The organism is Pseudomonas sp. K2I15 (assembly GCF_002204795.1).
In the GTDB taxonomy this organism is placed as follows: Bacteria; Pseudomonadota; Gammaproteobacteria; order Pseudomonadales; family Pseudomonadaceae; genus Aquipseudomonas.
The window spans coordinates 17,154-43,731 of sequence record NZ_NIXO01000002.1; the positions used below are offsets into that span (position 1 = coordinate 17,154).

29 protein-coding genes are annotated in these 26,578 nt (G+C 61.1%); 7 read left to right on the forward strand and 22 right to left on the reverse strand.

From position 1 onward, the window contains the following. Positions 1–15: 15 nt before the first annotated feature. A complete protein-coding gene (gene deoR, locus CEC48_RS02240) occupies positions 16–774 on the reverse strand; it encodes a DNA-binding transcriptional repressor DeoR (protein ID WP_088422246.1) in 759 nt (252 codons plus the stop codon). Between the two features lie 143 nt (positions 775–917). Here deoR and deoC point away from each other — a divergent pair, with 143 nt between their 5' ends. Next, entirely contained in the window at positions 918–1,598 is a 681-nt protein-coding gene (gene deoC, locus CEC48_RS02245; protein ID WP_088422247.1) for a deoxyribose-phosphate aldolase, read from the forward strand. A 57-nt stretch (positions 1,599–1,655) separates the two neighbouring features. Here the strand turns inward: deoC and CEC48_RS02250 are convergent, their stop codons facing one another. The 7 genes from CEC48_RS02250 to salA all read right to left on the reverse strand — a co-directional run bounded on the left by CEC48_RS02250 (position 1,656) and on the right by salA (position 6,593). Further along, positions 1,656–2,210, reverse strand: a complete 555-nt coding sequence (locus CEC48_RS02250) for a hypothetical protein (RefSeq protein ID WP_088422248.1) — start codon at positions 2,208–2,210, stop codon at positions 1,656–1,658. A gap of 283 nt (positions 2,211–2,493) precedes the next feature. Beyond that, positions 2,494–2,898, reverse strand: coding sequence for a TonB family protein (locus tag CEC48_RS02255; RefSeq protein WP_088422249.1), 405 nt, complete (start codon positions 2,896–2,898; stop codon positions 2,494–2,496). A 65-nt stretch (positions 2,899–2,963) separates the two neighbouring features. Then, complete coding sequence (locus CEC48_RS02260; protein WP_088422250.1) at positions 2,964–3,404, reverse strand: hypothetical protein; 441 nt, start codon at positions 3,402–3,404, stop codon at positions 2,964–2,966. A 155-nt stretch (positions 3,405–3,559) separates the two neighbouring features. Then, positions 3,560–4,741, reverse strand: a complete 1,182-nt coding sequence (locus tag CEC48_RS02265; RefSeq protein WP_088422251.1) for an MFS transporter — start codon at positions 4,739–4,741, stop codon at positions 3,560–3,562. Positions 4,742–4,848: 107 nt separating this feature from the next. Further along, positions 4,849–5,037: a DUF1737 domain-containing protein gene (locus CEC48_RS02270; protein ID WP_088422252.1), complete on the reverse strand. Its 189-nt coding sequence runs from the start codon at positions 5,035–5,037 to the stop codon at positions 4,849–4,851. A 23-nt stretch (positions 5,038–5,060) separates the two neighbouring features. Then, positions 5,061–5,237, reverse strand: coding sequence for a hypothetical protein (locus tag CEC48_RS31470; protein WP_176438647.1), 177 nt, complete (start codon positions 5,235–5,237; stop codon positions 5,061–5,063). A gap of 72 nt (positions 5,238–5,309) precedes the next feature. Then, positions 5,310–6,593 carry a salicylate 1-monooxygenase gene (gene salA, locus CEC48_RS02275; protein WP_088422253.1) on the reverse strand — a complete coding sequence of 428 codons (1,284 nt, stop codon included), beginning with the start codon at positions 6,591–6,593 and terminating at the stop codon, positions 5,310–5,312. A gap of 141 nt (positions 6,594–6,734) precedes the next feature. Here salA and CEC48_RS02280 point away from each other — a divergent pair, with 141 nt between their 5' ends. Continuing rightward, a complete protein-coding gene (locus CEC48_RS02280) occupies positions 6,735–7,634 on the forward strand; it encodes a LysR family transcriptional regulator (protein WP_088422254.1) in 900 nt (299 codons plus the stop codon). A 4-nt stretch (positions 7,635–7,638) separates the two neighbouring features. On the opposite strand, the gene CEC48_RS02285 is transcribed toward CEC48_RS02280, so the two are convergent. Next, the gene (locus CEC48_RS02285) at positions 7,639–8,541 is read right to left on the reverse strand and encodes a LysR family transcriptional regulator (protein ID WP_088422255.1); all 903 of its coding nucleotides are present in this window, start codon (positions 8,539–8,541) and stop codon (positions 7,639–7,641) included. A gap of 151 nt (positions 8,542–8,692) precedes the next feature. Here CEC48_RS02285 and CEC48_RS02290 point away from each other — a divergent pair, with 151 nt between their 5' ends. The 4 genes from CEC48_RS02290 (at position 8,693) to CEC48_RS02305 (ending at position 10,586) form a co-directional block, all read left to right on the forward strand. Then, the gene (locus CEC48_RS02290; RefSeq protein WP_176438648.1) at positions 8,693–8,890 is read left to right on the forward strand and encodes a 4-oxalocrotonate tautomerase family protein; all 198 of its coding nucleotides are present in this window, start codon (positions 8,693–8,695) and stop codon (positions 8,888–8,890) included. Positions 8,891–8,939: 49 nt separating this feature from the next. Beyond that, positions 8,940–9,293: a putative quinol monooxygenase gene (locus CEC48_RS02295; protein ID WP_088422257.1), complete on the forward strand. Its 354-nt coding sequence runs from the start codon at positions 8,940–8,942 to the stop codon at positions 9,291–9,293. Between the two features lie 40 nt (positions 9,294–9,333). Further along, complete coding sequence (locus tag CEC48_RS02300) at positions 9,334–9,948, forward strand: nitroreductase family protein (protein WP_088422258.1); 615 nt, start codon at positions 9,334–9,336, stop codon at positions 9,946–9,948. 68 nt (positions 9,949–10,016) lie between these two features. After that, on the forward strand, positions 10,017–10,586 hold the full coding sequence (locus CEC48_RS02305) for an MFS transporter (protein ID WP_256579649.1): 570 nt from the start codon (positions 10,017–10,019) through the stop codon (positions 10,584–10,586). A gap of 45 nt (positions 10,587–10,631) precedes the next feature. Here the strand turns inward: CEC48_RS02305 and CEC48_RS02310 are convergent, their stop codons facing one another. From CEC48_RS02310 to gabT, 6 genes are all read right to left on the reverse strand, one after another. Continuing rightward, entirely contained in the window at positions 10,632–11,978 is a 1,347-nt protein-coding gene (locus CEC48_RS02310; protein ID WP_088422259.1) for an OprD family porin, read from the reverse strand. Positions 11,979–12,041: 63 nt separating this feature from the next. Then, positions 12,042–13,247: a DUF1624 domain-containing protein gene (locus tag CEC48_RS02315; RefSeq protein ID WP_088422260.1), complete on the reverse strand. Its 1,206-nt coding sequence runs from the start codon at positions 13,245–13,247 to the stop codon at positions 12,042–12,044. Positions 13,248–13,275: 28 nt separating this feature from the next. Further along, positions 13,276–14,046 (reverse strand): DUF4198 domain-containing protein, encoded by a 771-nt coding sequence (locus CEC48_RS02320; RefSeq protein ID WP_256579650.1) that lies wholly within the window; start codon positions 14,044–14,046, stop codon positions 13,276–13,278. A 328-nt stretch (positions 14,047–14,374) separates the two neighbouring features. Continuing rightward, positions 14,375–14,863, reverse strand: coding sequence for an Lrp/AsnC family transcriptional regulator (locus tag CEC48_RS02325; RefSeq protein ID WP_003174918.1), 489 nt, complete (start codon positions 14,861–14,863; stop codon positions 14,375–14,377). Between the two features lie 45 nt (positions 14,864–14,908). Continuing rightward, positions 14,909–15,553: a 2-haloalkanoic acid dehalogenase gene (locus tag CEC48_RS02330; RefSeq protein WP_088422262.1), complete on the reverse strand. Its 645-nt coding sequence runs from the start codon at positions 15,551–15,553 to the stop codon at positions 14,909–14,911. A 68-nt stretch (positions 15,554–15,621) separates the two neighbouring features. Beyond that, positions 15,622–16,914, reverse strand: a complete 1,293-nt coding sequence (gabT, locus tag CEC48_RS02335) for a 4-aminobutyrate--2-oxoglutarate transaminase (RefSeq protein WP_088422263.1) — start codon at positions 16,912–16,914, stop codon at positions 15,622–15,624. 193 nt (positions 16,915–17,107) lie between these two features. Here gabT and CEC48_RS02340 point away from each other — a divergent pair, with 193 nt between their 5' ends. Continuing rightward, on the forward strand, positions 17,108–18,034 hold the full coding sequence (locus CEC48_RS02340; RefSeq protein WP_088422264.1) for a glyoxylate/hydroxypyruvate reductase A: 927 nt from the start codon (positions 17,108–17,110) through the stop codon (positions 18,032–18,034). Positions 18,035–18,073: 39 nt separating this feature from the next. Here CEC48_RS02340 and CEC48_RS02345 read toward each other — a convergent pair whose 3' ends face one another. The 7 genes from CEC48_RS02345 to CEC48_RS02375 all read right to left on the reverse strand — a co-directional run bounded on the left by CEC48_RS02345 (position 18,074) and on the right by CEC48_RS02375 (position 26,578). Beyond that, positions 18,074–19,156, reverse strand: coding sequence for a tartrate dehydrogenase (locus tag CEC48_RS02345; RefSeq protein WP_088422265.1), 1,083 nt, complete (start codon positions 19,154–19,156; stop codon positions 18,074–18,076). A 26-nt stretch (positions 19,157–19,182) separates the two neighbouring features. Next, positions 19,183–20,640: an NAD-dependent succinate-semialdehyde dehydrogenase gene (locus CEC48_RS02350; RefSeq protein ID WP_088422266.1), complete on the reverse strand. Its 1,458-nt coding sequence runs from the start codon at positions 20,638–20,640 to the stop codon at positions 19,183–19,185. 128 nt (positions 20,641–20,768) lie between these two features. Then, entirely contained in the window at positions 20,769–21,926 is a 1,158-nt protein-coding gene (gene argE, locus CEC48_RS02355) for an acetylornithine deacetylase (RefSeq protein ID WP_088422267.1), read from the reverse strand. Next, positions 21,923–23,077: an FAD-binding oxidoreductase gene (locus tag CEC48_RS02360; protein WP_088422268.1), complete on the reverse strand. Its 1,155-nt coding sequence runs from the start codon at positions 23,075–23,077 to the stop codon at positions 21,923–21,925. Before CEC48_RS02360 ends, argE begins: the two co-directional genes overlap by 4 nt. Beyond that, a complete protein-coding gene (locus CEC48_RS02365; RefSeq protein WP_088422269.1) occupies positions 23,074–24,450 on the reverse strand; it encodes an NAD(P)/FAD-dependent oxidoreductase in 1,377 nt (458 codons plus the stop codon). The genes CEC48_RS02360 and CEC48_RS02365 overlap by 4 nt, the downstream gene beginning before the upstream one ends. Then, a complete protein-coding gene (locus CEC48_RS02370; RefSeq protein WP_088422270.1) occupies positions 24,432–24,740 on the reverse strand; it encodes a (2Fe-2S)-binding protein in 309 nt (102 codons plus the stop codon). Before CEC48_RS02370 ends, CEC48_RS02365 begins: the two co-directional genes overlap by 19 nt. Beyond that, positions 24,737–26,578, reverse strand: a complete 1,842-nt coding sequence (locus tag CEC48_RS02375) for an ABC transporter ATP-binding protein (RefSeq protein ID WP_088422271.1) — start codon at positions 26,576–26,578, stop codon at positions 24,737–24,739. Before CEC48_RS02375 ends, CEC48_RS02370 begins: the two co-directional genes overlap by 4 nt.

Sequence of the window (26,578 nt, forward strand, 5' to 3'; positions counted from 1 at the left end):
ACAATGCTATTTGAATCAGATCAACAGGATCGCCCCGCTGTCCTTGATCACCTGCTGTTGTGCTGCGTCAAGGCCAGGGTCGCTGATCACTCGCTGGAAGTCCGACAGCTCGGCAAAGTGCGCGGCACGTACCTCGTCGAACTTGCTGTGGTCGGCCACCAGCACGCAGGTTTGCGCCCGCGCCATGACCCGGCGTTTAACCTCCACTTCGTTGAGGTTGTAGCAGGTGACGCCGTGGGCCGCGCTGACGCCGGCCGCCGAAATAAACGCCCACGCCACGCGGATGCCGTCCAGGATGCCCGCCTCTGCATGACTCTCGAACACCATGTTGCGCCGGTGAAAAGTACCGCCGCAGAGGATGATGGTGCAGTGGGGCTTTTGCTGCAGCTTGAGCAATACGTTGAGGGAATTGCACAGCGCGGTGAACTCCAGGTCATCCGGCAACGCCTCGATAATGAACGGCGTGGTGGTGCCGCAATCGATAAACACCGTGTCGCCGGGCCGTACCAGGCTGGCGGCCAATGCGCCGATCTGGCGCTTCTCGGCGACATGGCGCTGGTCCTGTTCGGCAACCTGGTAATCAGGCTCCGGCGGCCCGCTGCGGGTCACGTGCCCACCCAGCAAACGAAGGCCTTGGGGACTGTCTACCAGGTCGCGGCGCAGGGTCATTTCCGATACGCCGAGCAGCGCGGCCATGTCACGCAGGTGAATCGCCGACTCGCCCTGCAAGGCCTTGTGCATGGCCCGAAATCTTTCGCTTTTCTTTGAATCCACTGCGTTCCAACCCTCGTTGAATGCACGCCCTTGATCAGGGCAGTCACAAATTCCATTTACAATGTTATTTATTTCACATTTAATGCATCCAACTTAACACATACCGGCTTTTCCCAGCACCTCATCCTTACAGGACACTTGCCATGCCGACTAACGCGTTGCCGCTCGCGGCCTATATCGACCACACCCTGCTGGCCGCCGATGCTTCCCAGGCGAGCATTCGCCAACTGTGCGACGAGGCCCGCGAGCATGGCTTCAAGTCCGTGTGCGTCAACAGTGCCAACGTGCCGCTCGCCGCCGAATGCCTGCGCGACGCTGCCCCGCTGGTCTGTGCGGTGGTAGGTTTTCCCTTGGGTGCGGGTTTGAGTGCGGCCAAGGCTTATGAAGCCAAGCTTGCGATCGAGGCCGGTGCCGGCGAGATCGACATGGTGCTGAACATCGGCTGGCTGAAGGATGGTCTGCTGGACCAGGTACGCGACGATATTGCCCAGGTGCTGGCGGCTTGCGGCGTGGTGCCGTTGAAAGTCATCCTCGAGACCGGGTTGCTCGATGACCCGCAGAAAACCAATGCCTGCACCCTGTGCCGCGAACTGAACGTGGCGTTCGTCAAGACCTCCACCGGTTTCGGCCATGGCGGCGCGACGCTGGCAGATGTGCGCCTGATGCGGGAGGTGGTGGGCGCACAGATTGGGGTGAAAGCCTCAGGCGGCGTGCGCGACCTGGCGACGGCCCAGGCGATGATCGAGGCCGGTGCCACGCGGTTAGGCAGTAGTTCCGGGATCGCCATCGTCAGCGGTGCCAAGGCGGCCGCGGGCGCTTATTAAATTGAGCGAGAGCGAAGCAGTGGCGACCATTTAAGCTCGCCACTGCATGACGCAGCGTTATTTCACTTTGCTGCTGAGGGTGTCGACACTGCGCTTGAGGTCTTCAAGGCTGCGCTTCTGATCACTCACCGTGCTCTTGAGACTGGACAGTTCACTCGAACTGGAACTTGAGCTTGAACTCGAATTGCGCTTGAGGTCGTCAATCTCGCTTTTAAGCTTGTCGATCGTGCTTTTCTGATCAGACACGGTGCGCTTGAGCTCAGAGAGTTGGCCGTCACTGGAACCGGAACTTGAGCCGGTGTTTTTCTTCAGGTCTTCAAGGGCGCGTGTCTGACTGTCCAGCTTGCTTTTCAAGTTTTGCATCTCGGTGTCATTGCGTTTGAGCGCGTCGCGCATGGCTTGAATGTCGCCTACCGAGATGTCCGACGAATGCAGGAAATATTCGCCTCCTGCGCCCCAACTGCTCGCGGTAATCTTGTCACCGGCCGACGCACCAAAATCCCCCCATCGAGCGGGGCTGGCCGCCTGGGCCAACGGGGCCATCGCGCCGATCAACAACGACGCGACACTGGCAGCAACAACAACGAACGAGGCTTTACCCATGATGAGCATCAGTTGATTCCTTTCTGATCTGCCGAGATGGCACATCGCTATGACTGCATTTCTGAAGACTGGTTCCCGTGAAGGGCTACAGCCCCGCATACGAAAAAGCCCCGGCAAATGCCGGGGCTCCAAAATATCCAACGGGGCGATTTATCGGCATGTGGTGTGCCGTTCTTTCACACGCCTTTCACAGCCGGGCGCTTAGGGTCATCTCAGCTCCTGGTGTAAACCTTTAAGCCCGCGCTCCCCATCGCGAGCTTTTCTTTGCCTGTCATTTGCCCACGCGCCAGGGCTAAAGTCGCCGCGGCGGTGAGCCGGTGCAGGCGCCCTGCTCCAGGCAGAATACAAACGGGGCCACCACTTCAATTTGGCCATTAAGCAGCATTGAGGGTGGAGGCGCAGGCACTGGCGATGCTGCCGGAATAAATGCCTCCACTGCACCAACGAAAAGATCCGAGCCTGTATGGCTGACGATTTTGTGGCGTATCAGGTTGCCTTGGGCATCGACGACAAATTTTACTCTGACCAGGCCCGTCAGCCTTTGCAAGCGAGCGTCCTCAGGGTAGGACTTGAACCGGTTGAGGTGGGTGAGCAACTGATATTCCCATAAACGTTGCTCTGCCATTTGTTCCTGATGGTTGGGGCCGCTTGTGCAGGCACAAAGCAGTAAAACAAGTGCGATCCAGCTGTATTTCATAAACGCAGTTCCGTTGACGTTCAGGTGCGCGAAGTGAGGCTAATCACCCGACGCTATGCTGCGTCTCAGGCCGTGGTACTGACCATTGTTCCAGTAGTGCTTGCGCCCTCTGCAGTGACTGCCTGCAACAAAGCGGATGTGGCTGACTGCAAGGCCGCTGACGTTGACGCGATCTGCGTTTGAGCCGCTGCCACCGCCGCGGCTTTGGCGTCTGCGGTCTGATTGCTCGCCTGGGCTTTTTGCATGTTTTGCTGCTGCTCTTGAAGTTGCTTTTGCAACTCCGCAATTTGCTTTTTCAATTCCTTGACGGTATCGGACTCTTGCGACGTCGATGCAGACTGGCCAGCGCCTGCACCAGCCGAACTTTTAGCATCTGTGCCCGGGCTGACACTGGTGGTTCCAGTGGCTTCAGAGGCATCAGAGGCGTCAGTCTTGACGCTATCACCCGCAGTGGCGGTGCTTGGGCTGATTGATACTGAAGCGAGACTGCTAACGTTAGTCATCATGCTAAATGTCCAATTCCGGTATAGGTCTTAATTGATCGGCGCTTAAGCCGATTACTTTAGCGCTCCACGGCCTTTCTTGAAAAGACATTGACCAGGCTTCCATCAGGATCACGCAGCAATACCGTCACCGGCATTACCACGCCTGCCCTCGCGCGTTACGAGAAAGCGGGCTCTGCCCTGGCGCGAAGCCCTGCGGCAATCATCAGCACGATGGCCGGGACAATCACCACGCTGGCCGACAACATCGCCCCCTTGAACCCGGCCACCTCCAGCGCACTCCCTCCGATAATCACACCCAACCCGATCGCGCTGTTCAGCACCGCGGTATGGATCGCGGTCGCCGGCACCATGTGATCACCGGCAATCCTCAAGACCCAGGTCTGCAATCCGGTAAACAGGGCGCAAATGGCCACGCCCCAGATCACCAGCAAGATAACCACGGGCACGAGCCCCAGTAGCGGCCCGTAAATACCCAAGGTCACCAACGCCAATGCCATCGCCACCAGCGCCAGCAAAATGAACGCCTTCAAGTAGCGATCAATAAACAGCGCACTCAGCAGGTTGCCCAGAAAACCTGCGGCCCCGAAGGCAAACAGCAACACCGCAATCAAGTACGAGGTAATGCCGGGCACCTGGCCAATAAACGGTTCGACAAAGGTGTAGGCGCCAAAATGCGCGGCGGCCGTCAGGCCGGTGATGACGTACGTGATGAGGAGGTCCTTGCGCCTCAGCACCACCGCAAACCCGATACCTTTGGGCAGCGAGGGAATGTGCATGTTGGGCAGCACGAAGGCTATCGCACCGGCGCTGGCGACACACATCAAGGCCAGGCATACAAATGCCGTGCGCCAACCATCGTATTGGCCCACCAGGTTGACCAGCGGAACGCCCATGACCGTGGCGACCGTGATGCCGCCCAACACAATCGAGGTGGCCAGCCCCACGCGTTGCGCCGGCACCATATGGGCGGCGGTGGCTGCCACGATGGCCCAGAACACCCCGTGGGCCAATGCGCCCACGGCGCGGGCACCAAGCAATGTCGAAAACTCAGGGGACAATGCCGCCAAGCCGTTTGATACGGCCAGTATCAGCATCAAGACGATCAGCAGCGTCTTGCGCGCAACCCAGCGGTTCAACCCGTTGGACAGCAAGCCGCTGGCTGCGCCGATCCACGCATACAACGTCACCGTCAGCCCGACGGTAGACGGCGCTTGATCCAGGTCGTTGGCTATCTGCGACAGCAAACCAATGGGCGCGAACTCGCAAGTCACCATGGTGAACGAGGCAACGCACAGCACACTGACTGCACACCAAATCCGCAAGGCTGAGTTGATCATCGGTAATGTTCGTCCTTGTTCATTGCTGAGTCATTGTGACCCCGCACTTGACCCATGAAGGCTGATGCGGGTGTTTGCGCGTTCAGATGGTGCGGTAAACCGGTGGCCTACTTGCCCGGCTTCCAGATGATAGCCTGCGCCACTACCACGTACTCGCCGTTGAAGGTGGCAGCGGGCGAACCATAAAGCTCGTAGCCCAGCGCCAGGGCTTCTGATACCCGATGACAGAAGGAGGCATCGTCCTTGCCGGTCAGAATGCGATAGAGCGGCAAGCCTTCAGGAGGGGAACTTTGCATGGGAGTACCTGCTGGAAAAGTCATCAGTCGATGATGACATTTGTACCCTGCGCCTTCATACAGGTGAGGTTATCCTTCATCTGCTGCAAACGCTCAGGCGAATGCCCTTGCCACTTCGTCACTTCAGCGACGACCCGCAACGGATTGGCACGGGTGCCGTGAAAGTACTGACGGGTAAACATGCCAGCCGTATTTGACATGGGGTCGCGGCTCCCTGGATGGATAGAGTCGAGAGGTCTATTCATACACCATGGCCAGGTTAACTTAGGTGATCAAACACCCGCTACCCACCCAAGCCGGCTGCGCGCGTCTGCCAGGTCCGTTTGCAGGTCGTGGTTCCATAACCAGTCAAAGCGACTGGCCAGGGTGGTCGACAGAAGGGGTTCGCGGCCTCCAACCTGAAGGTCGCGCAATTCGTAGAGTTCGTCAGCTTCCCATGACGTCCGCTGCACACGGCAGGCGCGCGGCCGACGAATCGCGTCGTACACCTGCAGCACGGTTTGGACATTACCCTCCAGCACCCGGGGGTCTCCCAGCAGGCGTGCGAGCAGCCAGGCATCTTCCAGTCCTTGCCCTGCCCCGGCGCCTTGGTGCGGGAGCATGGCGTGGGCCGCGTCACCGATCAGCCCAACGCGGCCATGGGTATAGCCGGCAAGCTCGTCCAGTTCGTGAAGCGCCCACAGGGTCGGTTCGGGAATGCACTCCAGCAACACGCGAACCGCATCGCCCCACTCAGCGAAGGCCTCCAGCATCTGTGCCTGGCTGGTGCTTTTGACCCACGGCGTGCCTTTGGGCCATACCGGCTTGGGGTCGCTGCGATCAGAGACAAAGGCCACCACGTTGATCAACCGGCCCTGCTTGACCGGGAACGTGAGGATATGGGCATCGAGGCCCAGGTACATTTGCGGGACGTTGATCAGGTGCTCGTCGACGCCCGCAGCGCGATAGGCCTCGCGCAGTTGTTCGCTGTCGATCATGCCACGGTAGGCGCAGGTGCCACTGAACCTGGGCGCGACCAAAGGCTGGCCCAGCCCTTGGAGCACATAGTCGCGAAGCGAGGATTTGATGCCGTCTGCGGCGATCAGCAGGTCACACTCATAGTCCGTGCCATCGGTGAACTGAACGCGGACCCTATCGCCCGTCTCTTGTGCGCTGACCGCACGCTTGTCGAAGCGAGCGATGCCTTCCGGCAGTTGCTTGGCCAGGGCATCAAGGAAATCTGCACGGTGCACGGAGGATTGGCCGACACCCGGGGCGACGCTGGCACCGAGGTAGCCGGCGTCTGCGCCGCGACGCCATTCAAACCAGATGTCTTGCCACGGTTGCGGGGTTCGGTCAGCGATCAGTTCGTAGGGCTTGCCGATGCCCAGTCCTTCGATGGCGCGTACAGCGTTCGCACCGAACGACACCCCGGCACCGACCTCGCCAAAGGCGGCAGCGGCTTCAAATAATGTCACGTCCAGATGGGGGTGACGACAGAGATCAAGTGCCAAGGCGACGCCAGCGATACCGCCGCCAACGATGCCCACTTGCAAGACAGAATGAGGGCCAGTCATGGGAAAACCTTATGTGTTGTTTTTGGAATAGCCCGATCATGACTATTCACCAACCATTGATAAATGCTCTCCAACCCATACAAACTATCACCAACCTGAATAGGCACTAGCGACCTGAACCACACCGAGGGACAAGCCCAAATGAATCTGCGCGAGCTGGACCTGAACCTTCTGGTGATCTTCAACCAGGTGCTGCTGGACCGAAGTGTGTCAGTGGCAGCCGAGGGCCTCGGGCTGACTCAACCCGCTGTCAGCAACGCGCTGAAGCGTTTGCGGACCACGTTCAACGATGAACTGTTTGTACGTACGCCCAAGGGCATGCAGCCCACGCCCTATGCCGCGCAACTGGCAGAGCCCATCTCCCAGGCAATCGGCCTGTTGCATGGCGCGATCAACCGCCATGACGAATTCGACCCGGCAACCAGCCAGAAGCGCTTCGTGGTGGCGATGACCGACATCGGGGAAATTTACTTTGTGCCGCGCTTGATCGAAGCGCTGCTCAAGCAAGCGCCCGGGGTTTCGGTGAGTACCCTGCGCAGCCACGCCGAGCTGTCCGAAAGCCTGGCCAATGGTCAGGTGGATCTGGCAGTCGGGCTGCTGCCAGACCTGCAGGCAGGCTTCTACCAGCGCCGTCTGTTTCATCACCGCTATGTGTGCTTATGCCGAAAGGACCACCCGCTGACTGAGCAGCCGATGACGCGGGAGCGATTCTGCGAGTTCGGCCATGTAAGAATCGTGGCCGCCAGCACCGGCCATGGCGAAATTGACACCCATATGCAGCGCGCAGGCCTGCAGCGTGAGATTCGGCTGGAGGTGCCACACTTTGTTGCGGTGGGTCATATCCTGCAGAACACCGACCTGATCGCCACGGTCCCCGAGCGTTTCGCCAACAGTTGCGCAGGCCCTTTTGGCCTGACGAGCCTGCCGCTGCCGCTGCCCTTGCCCGAGATTGCGATCAACTTGTTCTGGCACGGCAAATACAATCGGGACCCGGCCAATAAATGGTTCCGACAACTGATGTTCGAGCTGTTCAGCGATTAGCCCATCACTGCCAATGCGCGCACAGCTTGACCAGTTCATCCACCACATACCTCACCTTCGGCCGCAGATGCGACACCTTCGGCCATACGGCATGCACATCTACCGCTTCCGGTTCATAGCTGTGCAGCACCTCAACCAAGCGGCCCGCTTCGATATCATCCTGGAACAGGCTGCGCGGCATCTGGCACAGGCCGGTGCCCGCAACCGCCGCAAGAATCATCGCTTCGCCATCGCCAATCTGATGGGTAGAAGGAGGCGCGTAGCGCACGGTTTGCCCTGCCTGCATGACTCGCCACGCCAACGGCTGGCCGCGCCGGTGTCCGACAATGCAACGGTGCTGGTTAAGGTCTTCGAGGGTGTGTGGCACGCCAAACCGTGCCAGGTAGCCAGGTGCTGCACAAATGGCCCAGCGCTGGCGCATCAAGCGCCGCGCGACCAGGCCGCTGGTGTCCTGCAATTCGCCGAAGCGCACCAATAAATCGATCCCTTCCTCGAATGGGTCCACCAGGTGATCGGAAAACGTCAGGTTCAATTGCAACGCCGGGTATTTATTGGCGATCTCGAAGAGCAAGGGCGCAACGACACGACGACCGAAGGCCACCGGAATATCGACGCGCAATCGCCCTGAAGGCTCGCCACCACCAGGCCCCAGGCCACTTTCGGCGGCGCCGATTTCTTCCAGCGCCGTAGAGCACGCCGCGAAATAGGCCTCGCCATCGGCGGTCAGGGAAATACGTCGGGTGGTGCGATGAAACAGCTGCACGCCCAGGCGCTCCTCAAGACGCGCGATGGCTTTGCCCACGGCAGATTTCGACAGCCCCAACCGCTCGGCAGCCTGGGTGAAGCTGGACGAACGAGCGGCGACCACAAAGGTGATAACGCCCTGAAAGGAATCAATGGGGACCATGCCGGGCTCGCTGATTGTAGAGTTTTAGTCTACCCAGATTATAGCTGGAGGCCGTTTATCGCCAGCTTGTTCGCCAGTACGATAGATTCCAGTAAGACAACGGTGCACATCGCGCGCCTCTCCCCGATCAATGTCCCAAGAGGAATACCTTATGCCCGTCGTACGAGTGAGCTGGTTCGAAGGTAAAGAACACGCGCAAAAAGCCGCTGTTGCCGCCGACATCACCCAAAGCATCGTCAACCACACCGGTACTGACGCCAACTACATCTACGTCATTTTTGAAGACGTTGCGGCGTCCGACTGGGCTGGCGCCGGCAAACTGTTCGGGGATGCGCCAGACAAGTCTTGACCCCTCCTACTCAACAGGCGCCGCCTGGCGCCTCTGACGGAAACTCATCATGCACCCCTACATTTCCTGCCTGTTCAACCTCGCGGTAAAACCCGCGGAATTCGCCGAGTTCAAGGCGCTGATCGCCACGATCGTCACGGCCACCCGTGCAGAACCCGGCACACTGGTTTACGAATACAGCGCCAACGAAGACACCAGCACCGTTCATATCCTTGAGCGCTACAACGCCGATGCCGTAGTCAGCCACGTCGACACCACGTTTGCACCGTTCGGCCAGCGGTTCCTGGAGCTATGCACCATCACCAGCCTGGTGGTGTACGGCAGGCCGGATGCTGAAATCCGCAAACGCCTGGACCCATTCGGCGCGGTGTACATGACCCCGTTCGACGGCTTCAGCCGTTGATTTGAACGAAGGCGCCAACCCTTAACGTACAGAGATCACCATGTCCGGTATTGCCGAAGTCATTAAGTCCCGAATTTCCGCCAACAGCTATGACACTGAACGTCAATTGACCGACGAGCAGATCGCTGAGCTGATCAACCTGGCCACCCACGCGCCCTCTGCCTTTAACCTGCAAAACTGGCGGTTCGTGGCGGTACGCAGCACCGAAGCCAAGGCACGCTTGCTGCCATTGGCTTTCGGCCAGCAGAAGGTGGTGGAGGCGGCCGTGACGTTTATCGTCTGCGGCACCCTCAACCCGCACGAAACGCTGCCTGCTGCGCTGAAGCCGTCCGTGGATGCCGGCATCATCGACCAGTCGATTTACGACATGTGGGTGGGTGCCGCGCAAGGCATGTACCAGGAAAACCCGCAGTTGCAGCGCGACGAAGCGATCCGTTCCGGATCCCTGGCCGCGATGACGCTGATGCTGGCCGCCAAGGGCCAAGGGTTGGTTTCGACGCCCATGATCGGCTTCGATCAGTCGGCAGTGACCACAGAGTTTGGCCTGTCGGCCACCGAAGTCCCGGTGATGCTGGTCACCGTTGGCTACCCCGGCACGACCAACTGGCCACAAAAGCCGCGTAAAGCCGTCAATGACGTCTTGCAGTTCGTTTAAGTGCATTGCGCCAGTGATAGCCAGGCGGGTCCCGGCTTCACTGGCGGTCGAGGTGAATTACAACCGCTATGACCCATCCTTCTTCCTCGTTACGAGCAATCCTGACTGCCGCGTGCCTCGGAATTCTTGTTGTACAACTGGACGTCAGCGTCGTGAACGTCGGCCTCGGTGCGCTCAAAAAGGCATTCAATAGCGACCTCACCGGCCTGCAATGGGTCATCAACAGCTATGCGCTGCCCTTTTCTGCGCTGCTGATCCTGGGCGGTGCATGGGGTGATAAATGGGGGGCAAAATCCGTCTTCGCCGTGGGTTTCGCCATATTCACCCTCGCCTCCGTCGGCTGTGGCCTGGCCAACAGCATGACCCTGCTGATCACCATGCGCATGATTCAGGGCATCGGTGCCGCCTTGCTGATACCGACCTCACTGACACTTATCCGCGTGTCTTTTAACGATCCGGACAAACGCCGCTCCGCGGTCGCGCTGTGGGGCGCTTGCGGCGGGATCGCACTGGCGGCCGGCCCAGTGATCGGCGGCCTGATGCTGGTGCTGGGCATTTACGCACGCTGGATTGCCGCGCTGGTGGTTGCACTGTTGGGCGACGCTGCCTTCGCAACGAAGTCTTCCAGCAAAGCCTGATCGACGCTACTGAGGCCACCACGCAAAGCCACCCACGCCGCTCGCCTACCGCAAGCGCCCTCCCAGTGGATACTCGACAGCCAGGCGGATCTGGTTGGCGTCCAGTTCGGCCTGGGCCGCATTGCCACGGTGCACCGCATGGCGCAGGGTAAATGCGAGGTTCTTCACCACGCCAGACTGCACCACGTAGCGCGCTTGCACGTCACGCTCCCAATGCTTGCCACCCTCGCCATAGCCCAGCCACTTGTAGCCGCCGTTGGGGTCCATGTGGCTACCGTCAATACCGCTGCCGCGCACGTACAACGCCCCGAAGGTCAGGCCTGGAACGCCATAGCCGGCCAGATCCAGGTCGTAGCGAGCTTGCCAGGACGCTTCCCGTGGCGCGTTGAAGTCGGACAGCGCAACGGCATTGCTCAGGTAAATCGCCCCGCGGGTGACATAGTCGTAAGGCGTATCGCCCGCAACCTTCTGATAACCGACGCCGAAGCTGTGGGCGCCGAGCCGATAGGTCGACAGCAGGCTCCAGGTGGTGTTGTCGATGCGTCCGGACAAGGCTTTGCCCGTGTCCTGGGTTCGGTACAGGTTGAAGTCCACGGTCAGCGCCTGGCCGGGAACCAGTGGCTGGGTGTAGATGGCGCCCAGGTAGTGCTGGCGCCAGGTGTCTTCGTAGACGGCGCTGAACAGGCTGGCACTCAGGCCCTTGATGGCCGTATTGCGTACCCCCAGCAGGTCAAAGCGGTTGCCCTGTTTGCCATTGGAGTAGTTGACGACAAATCCCTGGTCATGGCTGCTGGCGTTGCGGTCGGTGCTCTCGGTGAAGTGCCCGGCGTACATCGTGGTGGCGGGCAGCTCGCGGCTGGTCAACAGCCATCCGGTGGCCGTTTCGGGTAGCAGGCGGCTGTCGGACGAACCAAATACCGGGGTTTTCACCCGCTGCTCGCCGTAACGCAGTTCCGTCGAGGAAAACCGCAGCTTGGCCACCGCGCCGCCACGGCTGAATTCGTCCTTGGGATGGCCGTCATTGTCCACGCCCAGCAGCCGTGCCTTCCCGGCACGCCCGCCGCCGCTGTCCAGTTTCCAGCCGGAATAAACGTGGGCATCAAGGCCAAAGCCGACGGTACCGGTGGTAAAGCCGGAGGTGTAATCGGCCATTGCGCCATACGCCCATTCTTCTGCGAAATCACTGCGCTGGGCCCGGGGTTTGTAGGCGTTGCGCGCACCATTGCTCAGTGCGCCGTGCTGGTAGTCGCGGCGGTCATAGACGCTGCGGTTGAGGAGGCTCCATTGGCTGTCCTCGACAAAGCCTTTGGCGATGTCTTGTTCCGCGGCCAAGGCGAGCAGGGACTGCCCTCCCAATGCCAATAGCAGGGTGTGGGTCGATAGGGTCTTCACGGTTTGGCTCCAGAATGCTTGAGGCCTGGGTGTTCCGCCGAGCGGGGAACACCGTTGGGCACCTCAGAGGTATTTGAGGATCGCGATGTCGCGACGGCGCTGTTTGAGGTTGGCAAACCAACGCGTCGGGAAGAACAGCAACACCCCAAGGATCACGCTCCACAACCACACCATCGGCAGGTCGTCAAAGCCGTAGTAAGTACCCTGGTTGGCACCCCAGATCGCCAGCGCAACCAGGTACATGGCCTTGAGTACGTAGAGGTGCAGCAAGTAGAAAAACATCGGTGCCCCGCCGTAGATCGCGAGGGTCGCCGTTAACCCGCGGTCCTGCCATTTCTCGAACAGCGCCAACAACAGCAGCGACAGGGCCAGGGTTGGCATCAGGAACATCAGCGACGGCGGGTATTTCTTCGCGCTCATGAAACTCATGAACGTACGCAACGCGTCACCGGTCTGCACCCAAGGCTTCTCGCCGTAGACGTTCAGGTAACGGATAAACACAAACGCCACCAGCAAACCGGCGCCCAGCTTGACCAGCCGGGATATACGCTCGGCGGGCGGCATGTCCTTGCCGAACCAAGGGCCGATGCCCCAGCCCAGCAGGATCACGCCAATCCACGGCAATATCGGGTAGGTGGTGCGCGCCCGGGTGAACTCGGTGATATCGATAAACACCCGCTGATGCAGAATCGACCATGGCACAAAGGACGGCGATTCCGGCCCCACGGTCACGCCATCCAGCAGGTTATGCCCGGCGACAATTGCCACACCCAGCACCACCAGCCAGCTGCGCTTGAAGTGCAGCAACCCGGCCAGCACAATCATGCACAGGCCAATGCACCAGATCACCTGCAACCATAATGTCTTGGGCGGTAGCTCGGCATTCCAGGCAAAGCACACGAAGGTGATTTCCAGGAACACCAGGAACACGCCGCGTTTGAGCAGAAATACCGATGTCTCGCGAGCGCTGTGTTTCTGGCTATAGAGCCAGGCCGACAGCCCGGTGAGGAAGATAAACGCCGGCGCACAGATCTCGCTGAGCATGCGGGTGAAGTACAAGTCTGGGGTAACGCTCAGTGCATCGATCGGGTCGGTGACCTGGCGGTGCAGTAAAAAGGTTTCCCGTACGTGGTCGATGAGCATCAAGAGCATCACGAAACCACGCAAGGCATCGATGGCCAACATCCGCGTGGCGGCCGTGACTTTGCTGCGGGCAAGCGCCGGGGCAACAGTGCCCGCCTGACCGGCCAATCCTGAAGAAAGGGTCATATCAATCACTCATGAAGGAGGCAATGAATCAGGCCTGTTTTTTCAGCCTGGCGACTTCCGATGCCGGCAGTTGCGACGGCGCCCGAGGTAATGGGGGTTGGCCCTGCTGCCGGTAAAACGACAGCGTGGAGCTGAAGCGCTTGACGTCAAACGCCTCGGCCTTGCCCTCAAGGTTCACACGCTCGCCGGGGCTGTAGTCCTGGTATTCCACGGCCACCACGTACGTGCCTTGCCATGGCAATTCAAAGCTGACCTTGCCGGTGGCGTCGCTGCGCTGGCTGAAGACTTCACCGGATGCGGTTTCCAGCACCACGTCCTGGTCCGCCAGCGGCCTGGATGCGTAGAACACCTGGAACTGTGCCCTGCCCGTATCGGCGACGCCGGTAGGCACGATGTCCAGCGTCAGTTCCGGGGTGCGGGCGCGCAAGTCGCCGACCCAGCGGGTGGCAGGCGTCCAATAGGCCTTCAGGGTCTTGCCGGCTTCATGCAGATCAAAAATCGGGTAGTGCAGGTCCCTTGCGAGCAACGAGTCATCGCGACTGGGTTGCTGAGCGAGGGCGAACGCCTGACGCTGCAAGGTCAGGCTCAACGGCGCAGACCTGTCGGCCATCGACCAGGCCTTGAGTTGCTTGAACCGGTCCATTCCCCCCGGCGTCACTTCCAGCACATTCTTGTCATATTCCCCGTAATACAAAGCCAAGGGTTGGCCGGGAAGTTGTTCGTACCAGATCTGATGCGCCTCGCTGGTGGTTGCCAGCATGAACGCACCGTAACCCAACAGTGCTTTTGCGTTGCTCATTCGCATTTTTTTCGCTCCGATTGGTGGTGTTCAACGAAAAGCTGTTGCGGCTTCAACCGAGTTGAAAACACCGCACAACACTCCGCTCCCTCACTCTGGACGCATTACAACGCAGGCACTTTTGCGCGTTGCGCCGAATTACGCGCACACGCCGGGGCAGATGACTGTTTTAAAGGCTCAAAACAGTGCTTTATGCGGCTTGCGTCGATATGAGGCGTTTAGCGCCGCCCATGCATGAGCGTGTCCAATCGGGGTGCAACGCCAAGGCAAGACCACCCGAACCGCCTCTTTTGAGGCAGCGCAGGGGGCTTTATGCGGTGGGGTTTTTTCAGTGGCGCAGCAGTTTGCGCAGAGGGACGCCGTCTTTAAGCACCGGCGACTTGATGACGATGTAGCTGAAGTACTTGGAAATGCCGATGTTCTTGTCCAGCAGGCTTTCGACCACTTCCTGATAATGCTGAATGCTGCGGGTCATGAAGCGCACCAGGTAATCGTAGCCACCGCTGATCAAATGGCATTCGAGCACTTCATCCACCAGGCGAATGTTGGACTCGAACTTGGCGAAGTCTTCCCGCTTGTGGTCGCTGAGGGTGATCTCGGTAAATACCGTAACCGAGTCGGTAATCTTTGCCAGGTTCAAGTGCGCCTTGTAGCTGGAAATATACCCGGCCGACTCCAGCCGCTTGACGCGTTGAAGGCATGGGCTGGCCGATAAGCCAACGGCGTCGGCGAGGCTGACGTTGGTCATCCGGCCGTCCTTTTGCAGCTCGACCAGAATACTGATGTCAATCCGGTCCAGTTTCACTAGCCCTTCCATTGCGTACCTCTTGACTGCCATTTGTAAGACAATCTTCTAGCAAAATCAGCGCCGTAAAGACAGCTGATGCTGCGCCACCAGATCCGCCATGCTGTTGATGCAGTAATCCGCCGCACACGGCGTGGGCTGTTTGGCACGCTGGCGGCCGATCAAACAGCGGTCCAAACCCCCGAATGCGCCGACAGACGCTCGTGTCACATGCAGGACAGGTTCTGCTTGCAGCGCTGGGTGATTGAGCCATTCGGGGTCTTCGGCCAGGGAGATGAAATCCTCCAGCGCAATCCCCAGGCGCTCACACAACAAGGCGCGATCTTCCGCATCGCGGTCGCCGCGCACCAGCAATCGATAGAACTTGCGCAGGTAAAGCATAGCGCCTGGCGCGTCCTCAAACAGTGACCAGTTGGCAGCTGAACGCGCAAAACTCATGCCCTCCTCCCAACTGGCCTGCAAGCCCCAGCCCGCCGCCAGTTGGCGATGGGCAAAGCACAACACACCACTGAAGCCTAGCTCAGCAAAGCGTGGGTAGAGCGCCGCCACCACCGTATTGTATTCGGCCAACACCTGCTCTTTTTGCGGCTGGCCGCCACGGCTGTCGAGCAACGGCTGCAAGGCCGCCCAGACGCCCGAATCCCGGTCCACCAGCACTTCGTCGCAATCAATCAGCAACGCTCGATACGTTGTCAGCCCCATGGTGGGTCAAGCCTCCAATGCTGCATTTTATTCACCCATGCTCCCTAACGGCTCGCGTGGGTACTGGCTCAGTTCAAGACCCGTGCCAAAGCGCCCTCAAGAATCTGCAAGGCTTCGTCGACCTGGGCCTCGGTGGCAACCAGGGGCGCCAGGAAGCGCAATACGTTGCGGTACACGCCGCACTTGATCACCAGCAAACCACCCTTGCGCGCTTCATCGATCAACCGCTGATTGAGGTCAGCGTCTGGTGTGCGCGCCTCGTCGTTCTTGATCAGCTCGATGGCCAGCATGAACCCGGTGCCACGCACGTCACCGATTTGCGGATGACGGCTGCGCAAGCTCAGCAACCCCTGACGCAAACGCTCGCCCAACGTGTCAGCGCGCGCCAGCAATTGTTCTTCCTCGAAGGCATCGATCACCGCCAGCGCCGCCGCGCAAGACAAGGCGTTACCGCCATAGGTCCCACCCAGGCCACCGGGCAACGGCGCGTCCATGATCGCGGCTTTACCGACCACACCGGACAACGGCAAGCCGCCGGCCAGGCTCTTGGCCACAGTGACCAGGTCGGGCTGGATGCCGGCGTGCTGGAAGCCGAACCACTTGCCGGTACGGCCGAAACCGGTCTGGATTTCATCGAGGATCAGCACGATGCCGTGCTTTTCGGTCAAAGCACGCAGGCCTTTGAGGAACTCCACCGGCGCCGCGAGGAAACCACCGTCGCCCTGCACCGGTTCAATAATAATCGCGGCGACCCGCTCTGGTGCCACTTGGGTGGCGAGTAATTCGTCGAGTGCCGCGAGGGCCATGTCACTGGTGACGCCGCGATAGGCATTCGGATACGGCGTATGGAACACCTCCGGTGCGAACGGCCCGAAGTTCTGTTTGTACGGCTGGCTCATGCCGGTCAGCGTAGTGCCGAGCAAGGTGCGACCGTGGAAACCGCCACGAAAGGCAATCACTGCCGAGCGGTTGGTGTGGGCACGTGCAATCTTCACCGCATTTTCCACGGCCTCGGCGCCAGAGGTGAAAAACGCCGCTTTATAGGCCTCCTTGCCACCGATCATTTCGCACAGGCGCTGGGCCAGGTCCAGATAAGGCGTGTAGGCGACCACCTGGAAACAGGCGTGGGAGACCTTTTGCAATTGCGCCTGCACTGCCGCGACCACTTTCGGGTGGTTATGGCCGATGTTCAGCACGCCGATGCCGCCGACAAAATCCAGGTAGCGCTTGCCGTCCACATCCCACAACTCGGCACCTTGGGCGCGATCGATCACCAAGGGGTGAGCCGTGACCAGCCCACGGGGCACGAATTGATCGCGCTGACGGAGCAAATGAGGGGTTTCGTCGACTTTGCTATTCATGGCATTTCCCATCGTGAGTCCGGCAACCGGAAGGTGGTTGCGATGGTGTTCAGGTTACGACGTGTACGAAACGAACTAAGCCGAACTTGCCCCGTGAGAAATTCGGATCAACTGTTTTGCCCCTGCCTTTCAACAGATCCTGCGCCGGGCTTGAGCGATGATGAACGCTCCCTTTACCCGACAGGAAATGCCCATGGCCTTGCTCTACAAAGCGGATCCGGTGCGCGGCCAACACTGGCAGGCACTGTTCGCCGAACACGCACCGGATATTCAGTGGCGCGCCTGGCCAGACATAGGCGCCCCTGACGAGATCGAGTACCTGGCCGCCTGGCAGGCCCCGGATAATCTCGAACAACTGTTGCCCAATCTAAAAGTGTTGTTTGCCCTGTCGGCCGGGGTTGATCAACTGGACCTCCACCGCTTGCCGGCGCAACTTCCGGTGGTGCGCCTGCTGGACCCGGGCATCACCCAAGGCATGTGCGAATACGCCAGTTGGGCCGTGCTCAGCCTGCACCGGGATATGCTGCTTTACCGCCAGCAGCAGGCAGCACGCTGCTGGCAGGCGCATTTGCTGCAACCGGCGATGAGCCGGCGTGTCGGCGTGATGGGGCTGGGCACCCAGGCGCAGCAGATTCTGGCCACCCTCAAGCCCCTCGGTTTTGCCTTGTCTGGCTGGGCCCGCAGTGCCCATCAAGTGCCAGGCGTGGACTGTTATGCCGGCGAACAGCAACTGCCCGCCTTCCTCAGCCAGTGCGATATTCTGCTGTGCGTGCTGCCGCTGACGGAACAGACCCAAGGCATTCTCGACGCGCAGCTATTCGCCCAACTGCCCCGGGGCGCGGCCCTGATCAACATGGGCCGTGGCGGGCATCTGGTGGAAAACGACTTGCTCGAGGCGCTGGCCAGCGGGCAGCTCAGCGGCGCGGTGCTGGATGTGCTGCAAGAAGAGCCGGCACCGGCAGATCATCCTTTTTGGGCCCACCCGCAGATCGTACTGACACCGCATATTGCAGCGATGACCCAGCCACAAACGGCTTTTGGGGTGTTGTTGGAAAATATCCGGCGCCACCAGCGTGGTGAGCCGATGGTGGGTGAGGTAGATCGGCGCCAAGGGTATTGAGGGAACCGGCGATGCGGGGCATCGCCGGTTTGTGGGTGCCTAGTGCAGCTTCGCGGCAATCGCCAGCCCCACGTCCTGAGTCGAGCCCTTGCCGCCCAGGTCCGGGGTAATCGGCCCCCCGCCAATCACCTCTTCGATCGCCCGCAGAATCCCGTCGTGCGCCGCGCGGTAACGTTCATCCCCGTTACCCAGGAAGTCCAGCATCAGCGCGCCGGACCAGATCATCGCAATCGGGTTGGCAATGTTCTGCCCGTAGATATCCGGTGCCGAGCCATGCACGGGCTCAAACAACGACGGAAACCGCCGCTGCGGATCGAGGTTGGCTGAAGGCGCGATCCCGATGGTCCCGGCACAGGCGGGCCCCAGGTCGGACAGAATGTCGCCAAACAGGTTCGACGCCACCACCACATCAAACCGGTCCGGCTGCAGCACAAACCGTGCGCACAGGATGTCGATGTGCTGCTTGTCCCAGGTCACCTCTGGGTACTTCGCGGCCATCAACGCCGTGCGCTCGTCCCAGTACGGCATGCTGATGGAAATCCCGTTGGATTTGGTCGCCGCCGTCAGCCGTTTGCGCGGCCGGGTCTGTGCCAGGTCGAAGGCGAACTTCAGAATCCGGTCCACGCCACGGCGGGTGAACACCGACTCTTGCAGCACGAACTCATGCTCGGTGCCTTCGAACATTTTGCCGCCGACCGAGGAATACTCACCTTCGGTGTTCTCGCGGATCACCACAAAATCGATGTCTCCCGGTTTGCGCCCGGCCAATGGGCAAGGTACGCCTGGAAACAGCCGAACCGGGCGGATGTTCACATACTGGTCGAAGTCGCGGCGGAACTTGAGCAACGAACCCCACAGGGAAATGTGGTCCGGCACTTTGTCCGGCCAGCCCACGGCGCCGAAGTAGATCGCGTCGAAACCCTTGAGCTGTGCGAACCAGTCGTCGGGCATCATCTGCCCGTGTTCCAGGTAGTAATCGCAGTGCGCCCAGTCGAGCACTTCGATGCTTAAATCCAGCTGCCACTTCTTCGCGGCCTGCTCCAGCACCCGCAAGCCTTCCGGCAGGACTTCCTTACCAATACCATCGCCGGCAATCGCGGCGATTCTGAATACCTTGCTCATCAATCGTGGCTCCCGATGTCTGTGAATTACAGCCCGCCGATGTGGAAGGCTTTGACTTCAAGGTACTCATCCAGGCCGTACTTGCTGCCTTCACGGCCCAGGCCAGACTGCTTGATGCCGCCGAACGGCGCGACTTCCATGGAAATGATGCCGGTATTGAGCCCCACCATGCCGAACTCCAGTGCCTCACCGAACCGCCATGAACGACGCAGGTCCTGAGTGAAATAGTAGGCGCCCAAGCCATATGGCGTAGCGTTGGCCAGCGCAAGGGCTTCGGCCTCGTCGGTGAACCGCATCAACGGTGCGACCGGGCCAAAGGTTTCTTCGTTGGCCAACAGCATGCCGGCGTGGGTGTCGCCAAGGACCGTGGGCTGCACAAATTGGCTGCTGCCGTCGGGAATACCACCACAAAGCAACTGTGCGCCCTGGCTCAGCGCATCATCGATGTGCCGGGTGACTTTGCTGACGGCTGCCAGGTTGATCAACGGGCCGATGGTGACGTCGGTGTCGAGGCCATTGCCCACCTTGAGCTTGCCCACCTCTTCTACCAGCCGTTGAGCGAAGCGTTCGTAAATGCCGTTTTGCACCAGAATCCGGTTGGCACAGACACAGGTTTGGCCGGCGTTGCGGAACTTGCTGAGCATAATCCCGGCCACGGCCTGCTCCAGGTCCGCATCGTCAAACACAATGAACGGGGCATTGCCGCCCAGTTCCAGGCTCAAGCGCTTGATGTGTTCGGCACTCTGGCGCATCAACAAGCGGCCGACGGCAGTCGAACCGGTAAAGGAAATCTTGCGTACCGTCGGGTTGCTGGTCAGCTCTTCGCCAATGCCGGCAGGCATGCCGGTCAACACGTTGAACACACCGGCCGGGATGCCGACGCGCTCGGCCAACACCGCCAGGGCCAATGCCGACAACGGCGTCAGGTCAGACGGCTTGACGATGATCGGACAACCGGCCGCCAGGGCCGGCGCGCACTTGCGGGTGATCATCGCGTTAGGGAAATTCCACGGTGTGATCGCCGCGCAGACGCCCACCGGTTGCTTGAGGGTCAGCAAGCGGCGGTCGCCGCTGGGGGCCGGCATGGTTTCGCCGTAGACCCGCCGGGCCTCTTCGGCGAACCATTTGACGAAGCCGGCGCCATAGCGGATTTCGCCCTTGGCTTCGTTCAGCGGTTTGCCCTGCTCACAGGTCATGATCAACGCCAGGTCGTCGAGGTTGTCGATCATGGCCTGGTACCAGCGCTCCAGCAGCGCTGCGCGTTCGGCTGCCGGGCGTGCGCGCCAGGCGGGCCAGGCCTTGTCGGCGGCCTCTATGGCCCGGCGGGTTTCCCCGCCCTGCATGGCCGGGACCCGGGCGATCAATTGGCCGGTGGCCGGGTCGATGACGTCCAGGGTCGCGGCGTTGTCGGCGCCAATCCACTGCCCATTCACATAGGCGAGTTCTGCCAGCAGGCTGGGGTCTTTCAAACGATTCTTGAGCATGGTCGAGTCCTGATCCGAGACAGCCTCCAGTCTAGGCAGGTGCCGCGGATGAGGATGCTGAAAGCGCGCTTCCAGCAGTGTCGCGTGCTGAAAATCAACCCGGGACGGCAGGCTCTACCAGCACGCGCCTAGCCTTTCAACGAGCCGAGCAAGCCCTGCAAAAATCGCTCGCCGGCCTCCATCTGGCTGATTTCGACAAACTCATCCGGCTTGTGCGCCTGCTCGATGGAACCCGGCCCGCACACCACCACCGGCACATCCAGGCGCTGCTTGAACAAGCCGCCTTCAGTACCGAACGAGACTTTCGAGGTGCCGGTGTCCGGCGCCGCGAATTGCTTGAGGAAGTGCACCGCTTCGACACTGGGATGCGTGTCGAGACCCGGGTAGACGTTGATGGTTTCAATCTCGATAGCCGCCACGCTGGACAGCTTCTGCGCCTCACGCACGATCACTTCGGCGCGCTCGCGCATCTGTTCCAGGAACTGATCGAGGTCGTCGGCCGGCAGGTTGCGCACCTCAAAATCCAGGGTGCACAGGTTGGGCACGATGTTGAGCGCCTTGCCGCCGACAATCTGCCCGACATGCACGGTGCTGTAGGGCACGTCGTAGTCGTTGTCCTGGGCGCCATGGCGTTGCAGCTGTTGTTGGCTCTCGCGCAGGGCGCCGATAAAGTCGCAGGCGACGTGGATCGCATTCACTGAACGCGGCGCCAGCGATGAATGGGCTTCCAGGCCACGGCAGTAAGTGCGGTAAGAGCCTTTGCCCTTGTGGCCCAACACAAACTGCATATTGGTCGGCTCACCGATCATGCACAGAAACGGGCGCACCGGCGCCAGGTGCAGCACGTCAAGCAAGCGCCGCACGCCCACACAACCGATCTCTTCATCATGGGACAACGCCAGTTGTAACGGGCGGCTCAAGCGATGGTCCGCTGCATCCAGCATCGCGTCGATGGCCAGGGCAATAAAACCCTTCATGTCACAACTGCCACGGCCATAGATACGCCCGTCCTGCACGGTGGCGGCGAAGGCGGGAAAGGTCCAGGCCTGCCCCGCCGCCGGCACCACGTCGGTGTGCCCGGACAGCAGCACGCCGGGCTGGTCTTTGGGGCCGGTGCTGGCAAACAGGTTGGCCTTCTTGCCGCTTTCGTCCCGCACGATCAGCGACTCGATACCCTTGGTCAGCAGCAGGTCGCGCACGTAGTCGATCAGGGCCATGTTCGACACCGACGACACGGTGTCGAAGGCCATCAGTTGTTTGAGAATCTCGAGAACGCGGGGTTTCATGAGGCCTGGCTCCGTTGTGCGGCAGGAAGGGCAAAGCGGGTGATGGAGAACGGCTCGATCGGGGTGCTGGTGCTGCCGGTGCTGAGCAACTCGGCCATCACATCGCCGACCCCAGGGCCCAATTGAAAGCCGTGGCCACAAAAACCAAAGGCGTAGAACAGGCCGTCGACGGTTCCGCTAGGCCCCATCACCGGCAACGAGTCCGGCAGGTAGCCTTCGATGCCGCTCCATACGCGGATGATGTTGAGGTTGCCGACACCGGGAAGCAGGCGGCGCATCTGGTTGATCTGGTTGAGAATACTGCGCGGCTCGACCTGAGCGCGACGGTTGAGCATGTCCGGTTTGCTGCGGTAACCGCCGCCGATAACGATATTGCCACGAGGAATCTGGCGGAAGTAAATCACTTCCTCAGGGACCTTGGTGTACACGCCGATCACGGTCGGCAAGGCATACGGCACCGGCTCGGTCACGGCCATTTGCGGGCCATGGGTATCCAGCGGCACCGGTTCGCCGAACTGCGCCGAGAGTTTCTGGCCCCAGGCACCGGCGGTGATCAACAACTGCGCGGCATGGAACTGGCGGCCGTCGGTGGTGGTGACATGAAAATCCCCACCCACCTTCTGTACCTCGGCGACCTCGGTGCGCTCCTCGATCTGTGCACCCAGGCGCCTGGCCGCGCGGGCAAACGCCGGTGCGGCCAAACGCGGGTTCGCGTGGCCGTCGTGGGGCGCGTAGGAGCCGCCCTTGACCTGCGCGCCAAGAAAGCCGAAGCGCTGGCGCAGTTCGGCGCCGCGATAGATTTTCAGGTCCAGTTGCGCCGCTTCAGGTGCGGCGGCGTAGGCCTCAAGTTCAGCGATTTCATCTTCTCGATAACACACGCGCATGTGCCCGCTGGCGATGAATTCCAGGTCGTCGTCGATCAGTTCGGGCAAACGCTTCCACAGCGCCCAGGAACGGTTGGCCAGGGCCAATTGGCCGAGGAAGCGCCCTTGCCGGCGCACGTTGCCGAAGTTCACGCCGCTGGCGTATTGGCCAATCTGATCGCGCTCCAGCAGGATCACCGACTGGCCACGCCTGCGCAGAAAAAAGGCGCTCGCCGCCCCCATCAGGCCACCACCAACAATCACCACGTCTGCTTTTTGCACGCTCATGGAGCGACCTCCTCGGTGAGCATCGACAGCGGTTTAACGGGTGCCTGGCCACGCTGGCGGCCCACCTCCCGAACCTGCACGCCAGCAGCGGCCGCGATCACTTCCGCCCCCGCCTGGGAGCAATATCGGCCCTGGCAACGGCCCATGCCGACCCGACTGAACGCCTTGGCCCGGTTCACTTCGCAGGCGCCTTTCTCACTAACGGTGCGACGCAGATCGCCGGCGCTGATCATCTCGCAGCGGCACACAATCGCGCTGTCAGGCAGGGCCTTGGCCTGTTCGCTGGGCCAGGGGAACGCCTGCGCCAGCCCGAGGCGGAACTGGTCCATCACGTCCAGCGCCTGGCGTTGCGCGTCCCGCAGCCCGGTATCGAAAGGTTGCTTCAAATCTTCCAGCAAGGTCAGCGCCACCAGGCGCCCGGCGTGCTCGGCCGCATCGGCGCCGCGAATTTTCGAACCGTCGCCGGCCGCGTATACACCGTTTACCGAAGTGCGTCCCGCGTCATCCACCGCCAGCCACCATTGGCTTGAAGGCTCATCGAACGCCATCTTGCAGCCGGCCAGGTCGCCCAGTTGGGTTTCCGGGCGCAAGTGATAACCGAGCGCCACGGCGTCGGCCTCCACTGTCAGGGTTCGCCCGTTGGCGGTGCTGAACCGCACACCACTGACGCCGCTTGCGGCATCGCCCAGGACCTGCAACGGCTTGATCCCCAGGTGCACCGCGACTTTGGCCCGGTACAGTTGCGCCAGCAGCTTGATTCCCGTGAACAGTAAACCGGGGCGCGCCAGCAGCTTGGGCAGGGCCTTGATACGCAGGCTCATCGGCGACGTATCCAGCACCGCCGCCACCGTCGCGCCCGCTTTCACGTACTGGCTGGCGACCAGGTACAGCAAAGGCCCGCTGCCCATGAACACCACGTTGTGGCCAATCGACACTGCCTGGTTTTTCAGCGCGATCTGCGAACCACCGAGGCTATAGGTGCCCGCCAGTTGCCAACCTTCGATGGGCATCAGCCGGTCGGTGGCGCCGGTGCAGAGGATCAGCGCGTCGTAATCCACCGTGCTGTGGCGGCCCTGGCTGACGCAGCACAATTGCCCTGGCGTGAGGTTCCACACCAACGTGTCGGGACGGTAATCAATCGCGCCGCGCAGGCGATCGAAACTCTGGTGCAAGTCCTGGGCCTTGGCGGCTTCGCTGCCGTACAAGGTCGTATAGTCGCGGGTAAACCCTTCGGGTTGGCGGCGATAGATTTGCCCGCCGTCGCGGCGATTTTCATCGATCAGGATCGGTGTGATACCAGCGCTCACCAGGGTCTCGGCGCAACGAATGCCCGCCGGCCCGGCGCCCACGATGACTACCCGTGCAGTGGCCATGTCGCCTCCGGTTGTGTGGTGACAATATCCAGGCCCTCGCGGACCTCATTAGAGCAGGCTCGCAAGCGTTCGCCGTTGCGGGTCCACACCCAGCAGTCCTGGCAGGCACCCATCAGGCAGAAGCCTGCGCGACGACCGGTGTCGAACTCCGATTGACGCAACGTACTGCCCTGCGTCAGCAAGGCAACCATCAACGTATCGCCCTGCAACGCCTGGATGGGTGCGCCATCCACGGTCAGGCTGACCGTCGGCCGGCCCTGCTCGGCCAACCTCACAAAACGCCCTTTCATGCATAGGCTCCCAAAGTCATGCTGGTAACGCCCTGCTGAGTGTTCAGCAATTGGGCCGTGTCGTGGTGGCAGAGGATTTCACCGCCGTTCTCCAGGCTGCGGCGGCTCGGCGCGGTGCGGTTGCACAAGCCGTCGACCCGCACCGGGCAGCGATTGAGGAAGGTGCAGAGTTCCGGCACGTTGGCGCGCGCGCCGATGGGGGGCAACGCGCCACCGGTGGCGCCGCAGCTTTCCAGCCAACCCTGGCGCAGCTCAGGCACCGAGTGGATCAACACGTCGGTGTAGGGATGAAACGGCGGCTCGGCAAACGACTGGCGGCTGCCGGCCTGAACCTTATGGCCGCTGTACATCACCACAATGTCGTCGCACAGCGCACGTACCGTGGAGATGTCATGGCTGATAAACAGGTAGGAAACGCCCAGTTCCTGACGCAAGTCGCGCAGCAGTTCGAGAATCGCCGCGCCCACCACGGTGTCCAGGGCCGAGGTCACTTCATCGCACAGGATCAGGTCGGGCTTGGCGGCCAGCGCCCGAGCCAGGTTGACCCGCTGCTTCTGCCCACCCGACAGCTCATTGGGGCGCCGCTCGGCCATTGCGCGTGGCAGGCGCACCAGGTCGAGCAGTTCGCCAATACGCGTTTGCAACGCCGCGCCTTTGAGGCCGAAATACATTTTCAGTGGCCGACTGAGAATGGTCGCCACGCTGTGCATGGGGTTCAGTGCGGTGTCGGCATTTTGAAACACCATTTGAATCCGTCGAAACTGCTCGGGGCTGCGCTCGGACAGGCTGCCGCCCAAGGGTTGGCCATCGAATGTCAGCCCGCCGAGGGCCGGAGTCAGCAGCCCCGCAACCACGCGGGCCAAGGTGGACTTGCCGGAGCCCGACTCGCCGATCACGCCGATGGCCTGCCCGCGTCGCACGGTAAGGTCGATGTCTTCGAGCACTCGAATCGACGGCATTCCATGCAGGTTCTTGTTCCCATACCCGGCGGTCAGGCCCCGGATGGTCAGCAGCGGTACATCTTCGACAATCCCGCACGGCGGGCGGATGGTGGTATCGGGGCGCGCGGCGGCCAGCAGGCTGCGGGTGTACTCATGGGTCGGGGCTTTGAGCAGCGGCGCCGTGGCGCTCTGTTCAAAAATCTGCCCGCCATTGAGTACCACGATCTGGTCGGCCATCTGCGCCACCACGGCCAGGTCGTGAGAGACATACACCGCCGTGGTGCCCCGTTCGCGCACCACACGCTTGAAGGCGCGCAGCACGTCAATCTGGGTGGTCACATCGAGCGCCGTGGTCGGCTCGTCGAGCACCACCAACAGCGGGTCGCTGATCAGCGCCATCGCCGCCATCACCCGTTGCAGTTGCCCGCCAGAGACCTGATGGGGGTAGCGTCGGCCGATGCGCTCCGGGTCTGGCAGCGCCAAGTCGCGGAACAGCCCGATGGCTTTGGCTTGCAACTCGGCCCGGGTGCCCAGGCCGTGGATCAACGCGCCCTCCACTACTTGGTCAATGAGTTTTTTCGCCGGGTTGAACGCCGCCGCCGCGCTTTGCGCGATGTAGGACACGCGGTTGCCACGCAGGCCTTGCAGCTGTTTTTCGCTCAAGGCCAGCATGTCGTGCTCGCCAACCTGCACCACACCGCCGGACAAGCGACAGCCCCGTCGCGCATAACCGAGCAGCGCCAGGGCGATGGTGGTCTTGCCCGAGCCGGATTCACCGATCAACGCCAGCACTTCGCCTTTTTTCAGGGAAAAACTCACCCCTTTGACGATTTCAACCTCGCCACGCTCACCACCGGCGACCACGCGCAGGTCTTCCACACGAATCAATTCAGTCAT